Here is a 15,415-nt window from a genome sequence, read left to right as displayed (position 1 = left end):
AGGAGCAAAACCATGAACAATTATTCAAAAGCGGCTTTTCTGGTAGCAGGCCTCACTGCAGCAGGCACTGTGGCGGCCCAGGACATGTATAAGTCTGGTGTTGGCGGGTTGTATGCGGGGTTGAACTACACCTTCATGATGCTGGAAGACGGAGACCTTGATGCCGATGTAGGCACGCTGTCTGGTAAAGTAGGTGTTGAGGCCACCCCTTATCTCAGCCTTGAGGCCCGTGCCGGCTTCGGTGTTGACGATGACCGTATCAGCGGTGTTGACCTGTCTGTAGACAATTTCTTCGGCGGTTACGCCAACATCAAATTGCCCAACGAATCGCCCGTTACGCCCTATGCCGTCATCGGTTTTACCCGGATTGAAGCGGAGGCAGAATATCTTGGAAACAGAGTCACCGACGACGACTCCGACCTTTCATACGGTGTCGGCCTGAACATGCAGTTCCAGAAGAACCTGTCGGGTAACCTGGAGTACATGCGTTATTATGATGACGACAACATTACCGTTGACGGCCTTGGACTCGGCCTGCAGGTAAATTTCTGAACCCCGGTTAAACAGGTAGAACATTGAATCATCTTGCCCACGCATTCCTGGCTCCGGACTCTGCTGAGGCGCGCGTGGGCAGTATTCTCGGGGATTTCACCCGGGGCGTTAACCTCGACGCGCTGCCGGAGAACGTCATGCTTGGCGTTCGCCACCACCGGACGGTCGATGCATTCACCGACCGTCATCCGGCCGTTCTCCAGAGCAAGCAATTTTTCTCGCCCCAACGGAGGCGCTTTGCCGGTGTTGCCCTGGACATCCTCTACGACCACTACCTGTTAAGGCACTGGAAAGCATTCAGCAACAGTTCCCGTGATACCTTCATCGAACTTGTTTATTCCGAGCTCCGGGAACACGAAGAGCTGATGCCGGAAAACATGGTCAAAGTGTCCAGAAGAATGATTGAGCACGACTGGTTTCGCTCCTATGCCGACCTGAACAACATTGGCTATGCTCTGGATCGGGTAGCGATGCGGATACGGTTTCAGAACCGGTTCGAAGGAATTATTGAAGAAATCCGGGAGCATGATCACCAACTGGAATCTCTATTCCTTGAGTTTTTCCCAGATTTACAGAAAGTTGCAGGAGGTATTTGATGCGTTTTGTAGTTTTGGCAGCCGCGACCCTGATGCTCGCAACGTCCCTTGCCAACGCGGAAACCGATACCAGCCAGCAGGAAGCCCGCGTACCTGAAGTGCTCGGTTTCGTGGAGTGGGCGGTTATCAAAGATACCGGATTGCGGCTAAAGGCGCGGATGGATACAGGAGCCAAGACATCATCTTTACACGCCATCAGAATTGAAGAGTTCAAGAAAAATGGCGAGGAATGGGTGAGATTCGAGTTGCCCCTGGGTGACCACGAAGACCAGCCATCCATGGGCGAAATCGAGCATGACGAGGTCACACTGCAGTTCGAGCGCCCCGTGTACAGAACGGTCCTGATCAAACGCAAAGGCGCCGAATCCCAGCGGCGTTATGTTGTGAAAATGAACTTCTGCATCGCCGGCACCGAACATGAAACTCAGTTTTCGCTGGCTGACCGCAGCAACTTTTCCTACCCAATGCTGCTGGGCCGCCGGTTTATGGGCGATGACGACATCCTCATTGATTCCGGAAAGGCGTTCAAGTCTGAGGTGGAATGTGACTACCGGACACTGGAAGCGCTGGCTGAAAGCGACCACCGAACAAACTCCTGATGGCGTTCAGGGCGCTTTATAGGAGGACGGCGGAACAGACTCCCAGCGTTTGAAGGCCTTCCGGAAAGCAGCCAGATCTGAATAGCCCAGGGCGAAGGAAATCTCCTGTATGGTCATCTGGCCGGTTTCCAGGTAACGAATCGCTAGCTGGTGTCTGACTCCGTCAACAACTTCCCGGTAGGATGTCCCTTCATCAGTCAACCGTCGGTGCAAGGTTCTGGGCGTTACGTGAAACCGCCGTGCCGTCATTTCAAGGGAAGGGAATGCGTGTGTTCGTTGCAGCATCAAGCGCTGAACCCGTGCTGCCCAGGTCTGTTCTTTCGAACTGTTTGTGAGCTCCTGGCGACAAACTTTGAGCGCCTCCTGGAAACTGACGGAGTTGGCCATTTTCAGGGGTTTATCAATCGTCGAAAGCGGCAGGGAAAACCCGGCACTGTCGCAGTTGTAGATGACCCGACAACGAAAAACACTTTCCGCCAGTTTTTCATCACCGCTAAACGGAAACGTCACTTCTCCGATTTCACAGCTGCCCATGGTGGTGAAGTCAAGAATGTTACGTATTGCCAGCACAATCGCCTCAATGATCGCTGGCCGCACATCACCCAGCGGTCGGCTCTCGGTGAAACTAACCCAAAGAAAACCTCCGCGCTCTTCTGTTTTCATAGTGACCAGATCGGTCCTCAGCACCAGATATTCATCCAGCAGGTTCACAACCTGCCTGACCGTGCTGCTGCTCATGGCGGCGTAACCCAGAATACCGTGTGTATTGATCAGCAATCGCTCGCCAATCATAAGGCCCAGCGCTTTTTGACCGGTAAACCTCGCCGCATCGAGCAGGAATTGACGAAAGCGTTCCCACGGCATGGAAATCAAAGATTCTTCATCCGAATTTGCGATAATTCCGAGGTGCTGTAACCAGGTATCAGTGCGGCAACCCGCATCCTGAACGATCGCAATGATCTGCAGAATGTAGTGGTTGGGGAGTGTGACTTTATTATTTTGCATTTGAGGATTGTCAATTAATAACCCCTGACTGTCAAAAAATAACCCCAACCCAGCGCGCACCCTTGGATAGCATGTTCCTGCCGAGACCAACAAACGAGGGCAGGGTATGTTTTCACTATTCAGTAAACGGTCAAGCAAACCGCATTACGCCGACATCAACGGGCGACGTCTTCAGGTAGAACCCAAGGAAACCTTGCTGCATGCGGCGCTGCGGGAAGATATAAACTTTCCCCACAGTTGCCGTGTTGGAGGGTGCGCAACGTGTAAATGCCGCCTGCTAAAAGGGAAGGTCAGGGAACTCACCGATGTTGGATATATTCTGAGCGATGACGAGCTGGACCAAGGATACATTCTTGCATGCCAGAGCGTCCCCACCAGTGATGTGACCATTGAGGTAGATCTCAGTGCACAGTCACGTCAGACGAAGGTTGCCGGCCGGATCATCCTGCAAGAGCAACTGACTCACGACATTACTCACCTGAAAATTCGCCTGCAGGATTCGATAGAGTACAAATCCGGCCAATACGCCAACCTCCAGATTCAATCATTGCCGGAGGTGTCCCGCAGCTATTCATTTGCAACGCCTCCGTCACCAGACGCAACGGTGTCGTTCTTCATCCGCAAAGTTCCGGGGGGAACCTTGTCCACCCACATTAACCTCGGGAACCTGGTGGGTACAACGGCCACCGTTGAGGGCCCATTGGGTGACTTTTGGTTGCGCCCGTCCAATGCACCTCTCCTGATGATTGCCGGTGGCAGCGGGTTAGCACCAATTCTCGCGATTCTTCAGGATATGAAGGAGCAACAGATCCTTCGTCAGATAACACTTCTGTTCGGGGCACGTACCCAGAACGATCTCTACGCACTGCAGGATATCCAGGAGCTCTCCAACCACTGGGGCTCGTCATTCAGATTCATCCCCGTTCTGTCAGATGAAGCTGCCGATACGGGCTGGCGAGGCAACCGGGGCTGGGTAACCGACATCCTGCCATCGCTGAATATCCACAACACTCATGCCTACCTGTGCGGCCCTCCCGGGATGATTGATTCAGCTGAACAACTGCTCATGAAATCTGGCGTCGATCGCCGAGACATTCACGCTGATCGTTTCCTGACCATCGGCGATAGCCAACCCCAACAGGCTTCAGTACAAGCAGCACAATAAACCTCATCAGATCAAGGAACTGGCACATGATGCTCTTTCACTATCTAAAGTTCTTTTTCTTCCACCTTATCGGACTGTGCTCCATCGCGGCCCTGTTGGCGGGGGGCCACTGGATCAGTATTGGCCTGTTTACCGTACTGGGGATTTACATCATTGGCGACGCTCTCTGTGGCGATGACACCAGCACCCCGAAATACAAGCGCCCTCAGATTCTTACGTTTCAACTATGGATGGCCCTTCCACTACTTGCATTCATCGTCTTTTCCGCGGTGTGGAGTGCAAGCTCCAGTGATTTCGCCGGCTTTGGAGCTATGGTCACCAGCGCCACCGGTTACGACGTGCTCTCAGCAAGGGAACACACTACCTTTGGCCATCATATTTCAGGTGTTCTTCTGGCAGGCCTGATGATCGGTCTTATCGGAACAATCACCGGCCATGAGCTGACACACCGCACATGGGACCCTGCATCAATGGTGATTGGTCGCTGGTTGCTGGCATTCAGCTTCGATACGGTGTTTTCCATCGAACATGTTTATGGCCATCACCGGTATGTATCCACCACGGAAGACCCGGCAACAGCACCTCGTGGTCGCAATGTCTATGCTCATATTGTTATCTCAACCCTGAAAGGGAACCTCAGTGCCTGGCGAATCGAACAACGCCGTCTTAAACGAAAAGGAAAGCTCGCCTTGTCTCCGAGTAATGCCGTTATCCGCGGGCACCTGATGAGCCTGGCCCTGGTCGCAGCGGCCTATGGAATCGGCGGGCTGGAAGGAATGCTGTACTTTATCGCCTGTGGCCTTTGGGGTAAGTCTCTACTCGAAATCGTAAACTACATGGAACATTACGGCATGGTCCGCAACCCAGAGACCCCGGTACAGCCTCGCCACTCCTGGAATACCAATAAGCGAATCAGTTCCTGGACCATGTTCAATCTGACGCGCCATTCACACCACCACGCTCAAGGTGAGGTGCCGTATCAGGATCTTAAACCGTTTCCGGAGGCGCCAATGATGATCAGCGGATACCTGACGACGATCGTAATCGCCATGATCCCGCCACTGTGGCATCGCCTGATGACGCCTAAAGTGCTGGACTGGGATCACAACTTTGCATCTACTGAGGAACGGAAGCTTGCTTCAAAGGCAAATGCAGAAAGTGGCATTCCTGAATTGGCAAGCAGGGTTCCTTCCCAGCCAAAGGTCGCCTGATACGTTTTCGAGCTGGATTCCAACAGAGTCCGGCTCGTTTTTGATGCTTTAGTCGTAAGCCCAAAAGACCTGAAAACAGCACCAGTTTAAGAGTTCACCATAGCGGCAAACGGAGTAGGGTAAGACTTAACGGAGCTGTTCACTTAATGACCAGGCAAGGAGTCGCAAACCGGATTCGATTGTTCCAGAGGTGATCACAATGTCCGCCCGACAACCCGCATTTCTGCAAGAAGAAAACCGCCTCTTTGCCGGAACCGGAGGCATTAGCGAAGGCAACGCCCACGCTTGCTTCATGCCTGCTTTCAAAGACGCCCGAACCGGGCAGGTGGAACTCTCCCGTTACCGGGATGGGCGTCCGGCACCTTTCCACCTCATTGATGGCCTGCCCGAAGAGTGGGTGATTAACCGGGACCCGAAAGGGCATGCCGTCGCCATTCAGTCATCCATTGTGTCCGGATTTGTCCGTCTTGGACGTTTTTTCACTCGCCAGGAAGCGTCTGAGTTCGTTGATCAGATGGCCGGCTGTTGATCTATTAATGTGCGGGCCACTGAGCCCCGAAACACTCTCCCTCCAGAGTTCCGACATACGGAACCGTTCGTCCCGCATCCCTTCACCATCGGCTCTCACAATAGTGAGATAATGGGAATCGTTATCACTAAATATATCCGGTTAACAACCGGACGATTCCTTGAAAATGGAGACTGGAATGCGTGTAGGAACTTTCTTGCTTGCGGGTGCTATTGCCCTCTGTGGTGCTTCGGAAATTGCCCAGGCCGCGGATCACCGTGTCGTGTCATTTGATCACGGAAGTCTCGACACTCTCGATGCGCTGGGCCTGGGAGATCAGGTCGTGGGGCTACCAAAACAAGGGTTACCCGCGTATCTGCAAGAGTATCAGGCAAACCGTTACACCGATGTGGGCAGTCTCAAAATCCCGGACACAGCAGCCATTAAAGCTCTTGAACCGACGCTGATACTGGTTACCGGCCGCCAGGGTGAAGCCGTTGAAGAACTTAAAGACATCGCAGATGTTCACGAGGCCAATGTGGGCGAAGGAACCTACTGGACGGCCTTTGAGACCAAAGTACTCGATCTTGCTGAACATTTTGACCGTTCACAGGAGGCAGAACGAGCATTGTCAGATCTCAATGACTACATTGCCAAGGGCAGGGCATCCATCGACACGACTGGTCGTATGCTTGTAGTCACTCATAATGATGGCAACTTCGGATTGAGAACCGAACCTGTGGTCTATGACCTGCTGGGATTCTCTGTGCCCAAGCTGCCCGAGAGCGTTAAGACCGTAACACGAGGTACCCGAACTTTTACGCCATTAACTCCCGCTGACATTGCAGAGATTGGCCCTGACCAGCTACTCATCGTGGATCGTAGTAACGCGATCGGGCAGGGTGACAAGGCACTGAATGTGGAAGCCCTCCGAACCTCCCTGGATGCCGTGGGTGGTGAAGCTATATCCATCAAATATCTCTCACCAAGACTCTGGTACCTCTCAGGGGGCGGACTTGAGAGTGTCCGTTTACAGGTTGATGAGGTCCTGAAGGCACTCTGACCCCCGATTTCATATCGGGTCCGCGATCGCAAGCTCTACCCATAGCGCCAGACACCATGATACACTGTTCAAATATACAGTATGCCAATGACATGAGGTGATACATGGCTGTTGAAGCACTCTATTTTTCAACGCGGGACGGACTCGATATGGCTAAGAAAAACCCGGACACCATGCTGTTTGCTTCCAAAGCGGAAGCCGATGCCCGGGATAAGCTGCTGGAACTGACCGAGGAACTCCGGGAATTTCTGGTTAAACGGGTTGATGGCCTGAGCGAAGAACATGCAGACCAGTGCGCCCTCGTTATTGCTGAAAACAGGGATCTGTTCCAGCGAGCACTCAAGAAGCCCCATCTACTGAATGAGACTTCTGAGTCTGCCGACGAAGGTTAACCTTTCGCGTGGGCACGGTATTCCCCCTGGCGCTCGAGCATCCACCCCGGGTATTCCTCAGGAAGACGGCTAACGGTGTCGAGCGCCTCCAATTCGTCTTCTGTAAGGCGGATGCGAGCGGCCATAATATTATCAAGCAACTGATCCTTTCTTTTGGCGCCCACAATCACACTGGTGACGGCCTTCTGGTGTAACAGCCAGGCCAGCGCTATCTGCGCAACACTGACAGCCGTCCCATCAATCACTTTACCCGCTGCGATCTCTCGCATAACCTCGATAACCTGGCTTCCTCGTTCCCGGTTCACGGGCGGGAAATCAAAACTGGCGCGTCGGTTTTCTTCGGTTGCTTCCGAGCCTTCGTATTTGCCGGACAGATATCCGCCGGCCAATGGGCTCCACACCATCAAGCCAACATTCTCGGACTCCAGCATAGGTATGATTTCTCGCTCCAGATCACGACCAACGATGGTGTAGTGGGCCTGCAGTGAGAGAATAGGGCAGAGGCGACGTGCCTCAGCGATACCAACGGCCTTCATTACCTGCCAGGCCGCCCAGTTGGAAAGCCCAACGTAGCGAACATGCCCCTGTTGCACCAAAGTATTCAAGGCCTCGAGGGTTTCAAGCATTGGCGTTTCCGAATCAAAGCCGTGAATCTGGTAGAGGTCTATGTAGTCCGTTTGGAGGCGCTGAAGGCTGGCTTTGCAGGCATTGAGAATATGGCCTCGTGAAGCCCCGCGACTATTCGGTGAGGCCCCCATAGGACCAAGCACCTTTGTCGCCAGCACAACATCCTCGCGATTAACGCTAAGATTCTTCAGGGATTGGCCAACGATACGTTCGCTTGCCCCGCCACCGTAGACATTCGCCGTATCGATGAAATTGATACCGGCTTCGAGAGCGGTTTGCATCAGTTCATCGGCGTCGTTTTGCTGCAAACGCCCGATCAATCCCCACATATCCTCACCACCACCAAACGTCATTGTCCCGAGGCAGAGTTCCGACACAAACAAGCCTGAATTACCAAGCTTGCGCATTCTAAGTGCAGAATTAAGTAGAGAGTTATCTGCAGATTGTGGAATATTCGGAGTTGTCATAACCAATCACCTCACTGTTTTCAGAAAACCCTTATGGGTTGGGAGTGGATTGGTATGTTACGGTCATCAAAGGAAAGTTTGCCTGAACAATAGCCGCAGCTTATTGCCTGATTCTGTCAACGTACGTAAACCGCAGAGGTCGTATTGTGAACATCAAAGCCGAATTACACCTTCAGCAACTTCAGGATCTGGCAGACCAACTGTCGCTCAAATTCGGCCCTGAAACAGATATCACCGGATTACGCCTGACCAGAGCAACCGAGCCCAGCGGAACCATACGGGCCCTGTACGACACATCCTTCTGCATTGTTCTTCAGGGCGCAAAAGTCAGCAGTATCGGCGAATGGGAATTCGGGTACAGGCAGGGCGAATGTCTCTTTGCGTCGGTTAACGTTCCGGTCACGTCACGCATTGTGGAGGCAAAAGAAGATGCACCATACCTGGCTCTGAGCCTGTCTATCGACCCGATGATGATTTCCGAACTATTGCTATCACATCCGGAGATGGTCTACAGCGGACCAAAGCACCTGGCACTTGTAACGGCTCAAATACCGGGCGATCTCTACGATCCTTTCTATCGCCTGTTACAGCTTCTCAATCAGACAGGAGAAGACAGACTCGTACTGGAGCCCATGATTCGGCGCGAAATCTGCTGGCGTTTGCTTCGATCCCCGTTAGGGCCAGCTCTACAACAAGCGGGATTGAAAGATAGCGAAACTGCGCGAATCGGTACGGTAACGGCCTGGATCAAAGCGAATTACAGCAAGCCGTTTAAAGTCTCCGATCTTGCTGAGATGGCGAATATGAGCCAGGCGACGTTCCACCGGTATTTCAAAAACATCACCCAGCTGACACCGATACAGTTCCAGAAGCAGGTACGTCTTCAGGAAGCCCGACGCCTTTTGCTAAACCATCAGGAAGTCGCCAACGTCGGTTATGAAGTCGGGTATGAAAGCCCGTCGCAGTTCAGTCGTGATTACCGGAAACTGTTCGGGGCGCCTCCCGGGAAAGATAAGGCTGTGATGCGTTCGAGTGTAGCTATTGAGGTTGGCGGGGAGGCGTGAGATTTAATTAACCTGGTGCGCCACATTATACCATTTAACATAATATACATTATGCGCAGTATAGTGTTTACATCACAGCAGCGGGGTGCGGACCGCGCTATCGTCATCATCGCTGAAAGCTTCCTACACGAAGCACAACAAAGCCCTCTAACCGGAGAACATCGCGACTGTGCCTGATGACCCGAAAACACCTGCAGACCTTCACCTTGTTCTCTGCGGCATGTTGTCTTATACGGCTATCGTTATTGTCACCCACATTCAGCAGCCAATCGTGCTCATTCTACCAGCGGCTGTCGTTCTGACCGGACTCAGTGTTCATATTTCAAATCGCTAAACGCCTAGCTCATCTCCGGTTCCAAATTCATCGAACGTAGAGCGCGCTGCTATCCAGAGATAGCATTCCTGAGCTTCTCGTTTCCGGTTCCCCTGTATGTTTCACGCAACCGCTGTGGCGCCGCACTTTATCCAATGACTGCCCAGAGGTAGATCCACAGAAAGAGAATCCTTTTTCCATGCCATACGCCATATTCACGACTCAAGGATACGCAACAGGCCACCGATGCCGTACCAAAAGCTATGCAACTGGAAAAACCATAGTCCTGAAATGTGGCGTAAGGAACTGATTTTATGGCAATATACTATATGTCCAATATTTAGGAGTATTGGACATTATGGCCACCCGCCCATGCAGGTAAAACATCTCAGGAACGTGATAACCCTATGAATTCAAAAGCGAGATTTCCCGGTTTCCCGCTGTTTGATACCGCCGAACTCATCCACGAACAGGCTGAACTAGCGTTGTATCCTGACCTCCAGACAGCATTGGGCGCTCTCAATCTTGATCATAAATTGGTACAGAGCGACTACGAAATTACCCAACATTTCCTCGCAAAATACAGTGATGTTTCAGGTACCTACAATCGATTTCGAAGTGAACTTCAGAGGTTCCTTAACTACACTTGGCTGATCGCGAAGCGCCACCTTTCGCAAACTGATACCGATGTGGTGAGCAGTTACTTCAACTTCCTCAAAACGCCGCCCGCATCCTGGATTTCCTCAGGGATTTACCCTGCATTTATCGATCAGAATGATCTGCGGCGTTCTAACTCTAAATGGCGGCCAATAGCCCTGCGCTCGAAAGACACCCAGACCCCCTACTCCATTTCACAGGCAAGCCTGAATGCCAGCCGGACAGCTTTGCAAACATTTTTCAAATACCTCGTTTCCAAGGATTATCTTCAGCGTAATCCACTGCTGGATGTCCGTAAACGGGATCGTAATGCCAAGCCAAATCTTAACGCAGACCGGGATGCCGAGGTTCGAAGGCTCACCGACTGGCAGTGGTCTTATCTGCTGGAAACACTCACTGAACTGGCCAGTGCCAATGCAAAGTTCGAGCGCCATCTCTTTGTGGTTGTCACGATGAAAAGCCTTTTCCTTCGTGTCAGCGAATTAGCTCCACGCCCCGTCGACCGAAACCAGATGCGAACACCGAGCTTCGGCGATTTCAGGCGAACCATCGTCGATGGCGAACCCTATTGGATCTATTCGGTTTTCGGAAAAGGCGATAAAACACGGCAAGTGACACTCCCGGATGCCTATCTGGCTTATCTCAAACGCTGGCGTACCCATCTGGGGCTCGCGTCTCCCCTGCCCGTACCGGGAGAATCCACCCCTATCCTCCCGTCCAACAAAGGTGATGCTATCGGTAAAAGGCAGGTGCAAAGGATCTACGAACAAGCCATGGTTGCCACGGCAGACCGAATGGAGGATCAAGGTTATGCGGATGAAGCCAGGCAGATGCGGGCTATCCGGTCGGAAACCCACTATCTAAGGCATACCGGCGCCAGCCAGGCGATTGAAGCCGGGGGCGATATCCGGCACATCAGCGAAGAACTCGGTCACGCCAATGCGACGTTTACCGAGTCGGTTTATGTGAATTCTGAGCAGGCTCGGCGTCGTACTGAAGGGCGTCGGCGAATGGTTTGAGTGGCAAACAAGGTTACAGCTGAGAATACGGAGGCTCGGATTGCCAATCAAAGAAATCTGGCATATCCCGTGATACCCGCGCCGAGTACGTAGGTTGCCGTTTGTCGAGAAAGGATTCAACACCTTCTCTGGCATCATCAGAGCTTCCCCGGTGCCGGAGCGCCAGAGTATCTAACTTGTGGGCTTCCATTGGGTGGCTTGCGCTACTCATTCTCCATAGCATCTGCCTCGTCATCGCAACCGAGACAGGTGCGCAATTGTCGACGAACTCCTGTGCAATGGCACGGGCAGCAGGAAGCAACTCATCGAGTTCGTGTAGGGAGCGAACCAGTCCCCGTTCGCACGCTTCCTGGGCAGAAAAAATCCGACCGGAATAACACCACTCCAACGCAGTTGACAGCCCCACGACTTTTGACAGGAACCATGAAGAGGCGGCTTCGGGTACGAGGCCTCGACGGGCGAAAACGAAGCCAAACCGTGCATCGGTAGACGCGATACGGATATCCATGGGAAGTTGCATCGTTGCCCCCACTCCAACAGCAGCCCCATTAACGGCAGCAATCACCGGCTTCAGGCTCCGGAAGATGCGGAGGCTGACCATACCACCGCCATCACGGTAATTATCCAGTTCTTCTGAAGTTCTGGTCTTGCTGTAGTCAAAAGTGTCACCACGGCTGGATAGATCGGACCCACATTATTGTTGAAATTATTTTTCACGTGTTATGTCGTCAAAAGCTTAAATACCCATCGTTCGAATAACGTGAGAACTGACAGGTTTAATTACGCTAGCAGGGGCCGATAACCTCAACAATTATCTATATTAGATAATATATATTCGTTTTTTTTTATTGCCTCATGAACTGGCCTAGAGCCTGAGCAGCAAGAGTTCTGATCAATGGCATCCAAAACCTTCCTGGTATCAGCGTAATCAAACACCACAGATTCATCATCTTCAGCTAAATTGGATAGACACCCGCCCAATGTATTGAGGCCAGCCATGAGCAATCTCAGCGATACTGTGGAATCTGATTGCACCGTTAGCAATCCGTGTGACGCCATTGAACTGTTGATCCAACCCAAGGACCGCGACCTTGGTGGTTTTTCTGTACGCCGACTGCTACCACACAAAGACCGCAGGATGGTAGGCCCGTGGACCTTCTTCGATCACATGGGCCCGGCAATTTTTCAGGCAGGTGATGGTATTAACGTGCGCCCTCACCCCCACATCAACCTGGCAACAGTCACGTACCTGTTCGAGGGTGAGATCCTGCATCGTGATTCGCTGGGCAGTGTGCAGCCAATCAGGCCCGGAGATATCAACCTGATGGTTGCGGGCAAGGGCATTGTTCATTCAGAGCGTGAACGCCCGGAAATAACGGCAAAAATTCATACCCTCCATGGGCTGCAGCTTTGGCTGGCGCTTCCGAAAGCATTGGAAGAGATGGAACCCGATTTTCTTCATTACCCGGCAGACGCCATTCCAACTGTGAACCTGAATGGCGTGCCGGCGAGGGTCATCATGGGAACAGCGTATGGCGTCACCTCCCCGGTTAAGTGCTTTGCCGAAACGCTCTATGTGGAGGCCCACCTGGCCAAGGGACAATCCATTACCCTGCCAACGGCGAAGGAACGAGCACTGTATGTAGCCAAAGGCACCCTTGCCGCCAGGGACGCACAGATTCCCGAGTATTCCATGGCGATTTTAGGGCCTCAGGAAGGCATCGAAGTTGTGGCCCTGGAGGAATCCCGGATCGCGATCATTGGCGGCGAACCGTTCGAACCAAGACGGATGGACTGGAACTTCATTTCAACACGCAAGGAACGGATTGTGCAGGCCAGAGCCGACTGGAAAGCGCATCGATTCCCACTGATCCCCGGCGATGACGAAGAATTTATTCCTCTGCCAGAGTGAGTGTTTTTCATATCCCAATTGCTTTTCTAGCGAGCCATTGACGACAGGTGGGCCGGCTGATTGATCAACTCCGATACCTGTTGCAAACCTTCCTCCCAGTCATCACGGCTGATGGGGCCACCAAAGCAGATCCGCAACGCATCAGGCGGATTGTTGTCAGTTGAAAATGCCGCGCTAGCAACAGCACTGACGCCGTGCCCTCGCAAATCTACGGCGAGCTCTGATGGGTTCCAGTTTGAGGCCTTAGGGATCTTCAACCACATATGAAAAGCGCCTTCGGCTGATGCCATCCGATTGCGGCCAAGATACTGCTCAGCCAACTTCAACCGTGCAATAGCTTCGGTGCGAACAGCCCGAATAACTGCGTCTGCAGTGCCGTCCAGGATCCACTGAGTCACAAATGCGTCAGTTATTGGGCTCGACATCACAGAGAGGGCCCTCATGGCACCCGAAGCCCTTTGCGCCTGACGTTTGCCTGGCGCATGCAGGAAAGCTGAGCGAAATCCCGGGCCAAGGCATTTGGATGTACCCGTAATGTAGTAGGTAAGCTCTGGCGCCAAATCTGCCATCGCCACAACGGGCTCATCACTCAACAGCGTGTACGCATCATCCTCAATAATCGGAATGCTGTATCGGAGTGCAACATCAGCAAGCGCTTCGCGTCGCCCCTGCGGGATCGTTGTCGTGGTCGGATTTTGGATTGTCGGGTTCAGATAGAGCGCTGCAACCTGCCCTTGTTTACATATTTCCTCAAACGGCGTCACCAGTGGGCCATCCGCATCACGCTCAAGCGAATGCAGCGTAATCCCCAGTTGGGCGGCTATAGCTTTAATGCCGGGATAGGCCAGGCTCTCCACACAAATCACCTGCCCTGGCGCAACCAATTGGGTGAGCAATCCGAGAAGCGCACTATGGATACCGGGGCACACAAGGACATTTTCCAAACGCGCATCAAGCAAACGCCTGTCGAGCCATTGAAGAGCCGCTTCCTTGTCCCGCTGGCCGCCACCAAATGCCTGGTATCGTAGGAGTGAATAAATATCCCGTTGTGCGAGCACGCCGATGGCGCTTTCGCGCATCTGCTCGACAAGAGTCGGGATTGATGGCTCGACCGTCAGGTTCATTGTCATTTCATAGCCACCGGACAGACGAACCTTTGCAGCCCGTCCTTTAACAAAAGTCCCTGAACCTGGATGCGAGTCAATAAGACCTCGTCTTTTGGCTTCGTTATAAGCCCTGGCAGCGGTGGTGTAGTTGATGCCTACAGCCGTTGCCAGATCCCGAAGAGTGGGCAATTTGTCGCGGGGCTGGAGACGACCGCTATCGATGTCTTCGGCGATCAAATCAGAAATGAGCCGATATGCTGGCTTTCCCCGGTCGCTTGCCAGTCGTTTCGCCCAGCGCTCCAATTCAAAGGTATTCATGCCTCTGCCTGTCCCTCATTCAATTCATAGAAATTGATCGTATCACTGCCACCAAAAGATTGCTTCCCGAAGTGGATAGCTACGTTCTGATCGCACCATTTTGCTTCAAGCCGCACGATCATAGGGCAAAACACCCCTATCCCGACAAACCGTGAATGAACTCCTACAGGGCAAGCAACGAGAGGTTAAATAAATTTTGATTGTTTTTCGATTAGAGCGAGTTGATTGATTGCATATTGATTGCTTTTTAAGTCATATCAATTGGCATACCGGTTGCTCCTTCAGCTTCGTGCCCTGCGAAATTTTTCGTAAAGGGGCCACTCGATACCTGAAACAATTAAGGAGCAACCAGATGCCCAAAGTAACTCAAGAACTGCATAAAAACGGTGATTTTTTCGTCGACTATGAAGAGAAAGTATTCGAGGACGTTAAAGCTGAACCCGGAGAAAAGGCACTGGTGACTTTCCATACGGTCGCTTTTGAAGGTTCCATCGGTTTCGTAAACATGTTGCAGGCCACGCGCCTACAACGGAAAGGCTATGAAACATCCATTCTGCTATACGGCCCCGGCGTAACCCTGGGCCTCCAGCGAGGCTTCCCAACCATCGGCGACGAAGCGTTCCCTGGCCACCTCAACTTCAATAACCAGCTCAAAAAGTTCATGGCTGAGGGCGGGAAAGTCTACGCCTGCCGCTTCGCTCTGCAAGCCCTTTATGGGCACGGCGAACCCTCCCTGATTGAAGGTATCCGCCCGATCAATCCGCTTGACGTACTTGACCTGAAGCTTCTTCACGTCCGCGACAACGCAGTGATCATCGATACCTGGACGGTATAAAAGGAG

At 52.5% G+C, this 15,415-nt stretch carries 15 protein-coding genes and 1 pseudogene; 12 read left to right on the top strand and 4 right to left on the bottom strand.

Annotation, left to right across the window (positions count from 1 at the left end):
- The first annotated feature begins 12 nt into the window (after positions 1-12).
- Genes FWJ25_RS17640 through FWJ25_RS17630 form a run of 3 tightly spaced genes read left to right on the top strand, consistent with a single transcriptional unit; the run spans position 13 to position 1,747 of the window.
- Positions 13-552, top strand: coding sequence for a porin family protein (locus FWJ25_RS17640; protein WP_149601585.1), 540 nt, complete (start codon positions 13-15; stop codon positions 550-552).
- Between the two features lie 23 nt (positions 553-575).
- Complete coding sequence (locus FWJ25_RS17635) at positions 576-1,148, top strand: acyl carrier protein phosphodiesterase (RefSeq protein ID WP_149601584.1); 573 nt, start codon at positions 576-578, stop codon at positions 1,146-1,148.
- Positions 1,148-1,747: an ATP-dependent zinc protease family protein gene (locus FWJ25_RS17630; RefSeq protein ID WP_149601583.1), complete on the top strand. Its 600-nt coding sequence runs from the start codon at positions 1,148-1,150 to the stop codon at positions 1,745-1,747. Before FWJ25_RS17635 ends, FWJ25_RS17630 begins: the two co-directional genes overlap by 1 nt.
- A gap of 6 nt (positions 1,748-1,753) precedes the next feature.
- Here FWJ25_RS17630 and FWJ25_RS17625 read toward each other — a convergent pair whose 3' ends face one another.
- On the bottom strand, positions 1,754-2,752 hold the full coding sequence (locus FWJ25_RS17625) for an AraC family transcriptional regulator (protein ID WP_149601582.1): 999 nt from the start codon (positions 2,750-2,752) through the stop codon (positions 1,754-1,756).
- Between the two features lie 106 nt (positions 2,753-2,858).
- Between FWJ25_RS17625 and FWJ25_RS17620 the strand changes: the two genes are divergently transcribed.
- The 5 genes from FWJ25_RS17620 to FWJ25_RS17600 all read left to right on the top strand — a co-directional run bounded on the left by FWJ25_RS17620 (position 2,859) and on the right by FWJ25_RS17600 (position 7,091).
- The gene (locus tag FWJ25_RS17620) at positions 2,859-3,917 is read left to right on the top strand and encodes a 2Fe-2S iron-sulfur cluster-binding protein (RefSeq protein ID WP_149601581.1); all 1,059 of its coding nucleotides are present in this window, start codon (positions 2,859-2,861) and stop codon (positions 3,915-3,917) included.
- 26 nt (positions 3,918-3,943) lie between these two features.
- Complete coding sequence (locus FWJ25_RS17615) at positions 3,944-5,128, top strand: alkane 1-monooxygenase (protein ID WP_149601580.1); 1,185 nt, start codon at positions 3,944-3,946, stop codon at positions 5,126-5,128.
- 199 nt (positions 5,129-5,327) lie between these two features.
- On the top strand, positions 5,328-5,657 hold the full coding sequence (locus FWJ25_RS17610; protein ID WP_149601579.1) for a hypothetical protein: 330 nt from the start codon (positions 5,328-5,330) through the stop codon (positions 5,655-5,657).
- Between the two features lie 178 nt (positions 5,658-5,835).
- Positions 5,836-6,699, top strand: coding sequence for an ABC transporter substrate-binding protein (locus FWJ25_RS17605; RefSeq protein ID WP_149601578.1), 864 nt, complete (start codon positions 5,836-5,838; stop codon positions 6,697-6,699).
- Positions 6,700-6,803: 104 nt separating this feature from the next.
- On the top strand, positions 6,804-7,091 hold the full coding sequence (locus tag FWJ25_RS17600) for a YebG family protein (protein ID WP_149601577.1): 288 nt from the start codon (positions 6,804-6,806) through the stop codon (positions 7,089-7,091).
- On the opposite strand, the gene FWJ25_RS17595 is transcribed toward FWJ25_RS17600, so the two are convergent.
- Positions 7,088-8,185, bottom strand: coding sequence for an aldo/keto reductase (locus FWJ25_RS17595; RefSeq protein ID WP_149601576.1), 1,098 nt, complete (start codon positions 8,183-8,185; stop codon positions 7,088-7,090). The genes FWJ25_RS17600 and FWJ25_RS17595 overlap by 4 nt on opposite strands.
- A 146-nt stretch (positions 8,186-8,331) precedes the next feature.
- Between FWJ25_RS17595 and FWJ25_RS17590 the strand changes: the two genes are divergently transcribed.
- Together FWJ25_RS17590 and FWJ25_RS17585 are read left to right on the top strand one after the other, a co-directional pair.
- Positions 8,332-9,249 (top strand): AraC family transcriptional regulator, encoded by a 918-nt coding sequence (locus FWJ25_RS17590; protein ID WP_246166879.1) that lies wholly within the window; start codon positions 8,332-8,334, stop codon positions 9,247-9,249.
- 720 nt (positions 9,250-9,969) lie between these two features.
- Positions 9,970-11,238, top strand: a complete 1,269-nt coding sequence (locus FWJ25_RS17585; RefSeq protein ID WP_149601574.1) for a tyrosine-type recombinase/integrase — start codon at positions 9,970-9,972, stop codon at positions 11,236-11,238.
- A gap of 13 nt (positions 11,239-11,251) precedes the next feature.
- Here FWJ25_RS17585 and FWJ25_RS17580 read toward each other — a convergent pair.
- Positions 11,252-11,917 (bottom strand): annotated as a pseudogene (locus tag FWJ25_RS17580) (enoyl-CoA hydratase-related protein); the annotation flags it as partial.
- 318 nt (positions 11,918-12,235) lie between these two features.
- Between FWJ25_RS17580 and FWJ25_RS17575 the strand changes: the two are divergent.
- Positions 12,236-13,150, top strand: coding sequence for a pirin family protein (locus tag FWJ25_RS17575; protein ID WP_149601573.1), 915 nt, complete (start codon positions 12,236-12,238; stop codon positions 13,148-13,150).
- Positions 13,151-13,176: 26 nt separating this feature from the next.
- On the opposite strand, the gene FWJ25_RS17570 is transcribed toward FWJ25_RS17575, so the two are convergent.
- Positions 13,177-14,574, bottom strand: coding sequence for an aminotransferase-like domain-containing protein (locus FWJ25_RS17570; protein ID WP_149601572.1), 1,398 nt, complete (start codon positions 14,572-14,574; stop codon positions 13,177-13,179).
- 352 nt (positions 14,575-14,926) lie between these two features.
- Between FWJ25_RS17570 and FWJ25_RS17565 the strand changes: the two genes are divergently transcribed.
- Positions 14,927-15,409, top strand: coding sequence for an MSMEG_0572/Sll0783 family nitrogen starvation response protein (locus FWJ25_RS17565; RefSeq protein ID WP_149601571.1), 483 nt, complete (start codon positions 14,927-14,929; stop codon positions 15,407-15,409).
- The last annotated feature ends 6 nt before the right edge of the window (positions 15,410-15,415 follow it).

The sequence above is a fragment of the Marinobacter salinexigens genome (assembly GCF_008370345.1).
Taxonomy (GTDB): domain Bacteria; phylum Pseudomonadota; class Gammaproteobacteria; order Pseudomonadales; family Oleiphilaceae; genus Marinobacter; species Marinobacter salinexigens.
This window is presented reverse-complemented; position numbering and strand designations above follow the sequence as displayed.

Bases quoted from the DNA above. Each gene is read 5' to 3' on its own strand.
- FWJ25_RS17600 (WP_149601577.1), top strand. From the start codon at position 6,804: ATGGCTGTTGAAGCACTCTATTTTTCAACGCGGGACGGACTCGATATG.
- FWJ25_RS17605 (WP_149601578.1), top strand. From the start codon at position 5,836: ATGCGTGTAGGAACTTTCTTGCTTGCGGGTGCTATTGCCCTCTGTGGT.
- FWJ25_RS17640 (WP_149601585.1), top strand. From the start codon at position 13: ATGAACAATTATTCAAAAGCGGCTTTTCTGGTAGCAGGCCTCACTGCA.
- FWJ25_RS17610 (WP_149601579.1), top strand. From the start codon at position 5,328: ATGTCCGCCCGACAACCCGCATTTCTGCAAGAAGAAAACCGCCTCTTT.
- FWJ25_RS17595 (WP_149601576.1), bottom strand. From the start codon at position 8,185: ATGACAACTCCGAATATTCCACAATCTGCAGATAACTCTCTACTTAAT.
- FWJ25_RS17575 (WP_149601573.1), top strand. From the start codon at position 12,236: ATGAGCAATCTCAGCGATACTGTGGAATCTGATTGCACCGTTAGCAAT.
- FWJ25_RS17625 (WP_149601582.1), bottom strand. From the start codon at position 2,752: ATGCAAAATAATAAAGTCACACTCCCCAACCACTACATTCTGCAGATC.
- FWJ25_RS17585 (WP_149601574.1), top strand. From the start codon at position 9,970: ATGAATTCAAAAGCGAGATTTCCCGGTTTCCCGCTGTTTGATACCGCC.
- FWJ25_RS17620 (WP_149601581.1), top strand. From the start codon at position 2,859: ATGTTTTCACTATTCAGTAAACGGTCAAGCAAACCGCATTACGCCGAC.
- FWJ25_RS17630 (WP_149601583.1), top strand. From the start codon at position 1,148: ATGCGTTTTGTAGTTTTGGCAGCCGCGACCCTGATGCTCGCAACGTCC.
- FWJ25_RS17615 (WP_149601580.1), top strand. From the start codon at position 3,944: ATGATGCTCTTTCACTATCTAAAGTTCTTTTTCTTCCACCTTATCGGA.
- FWJ25_RS17570 (WP_149601572.1), bottom strand. From the start codon at position 14,574: ATGAATACCTTTGAATTGGAGCGCTGGGCGAAACGACTGGCAAGCGAC.
- FWJ25_RS17565 (WP_149601571.1), top strand. From the start codon at position 14,927: ATGCCCAAAGTAACTCAAGAACTGCATAAAAACGGTGATTTTTTCGTC.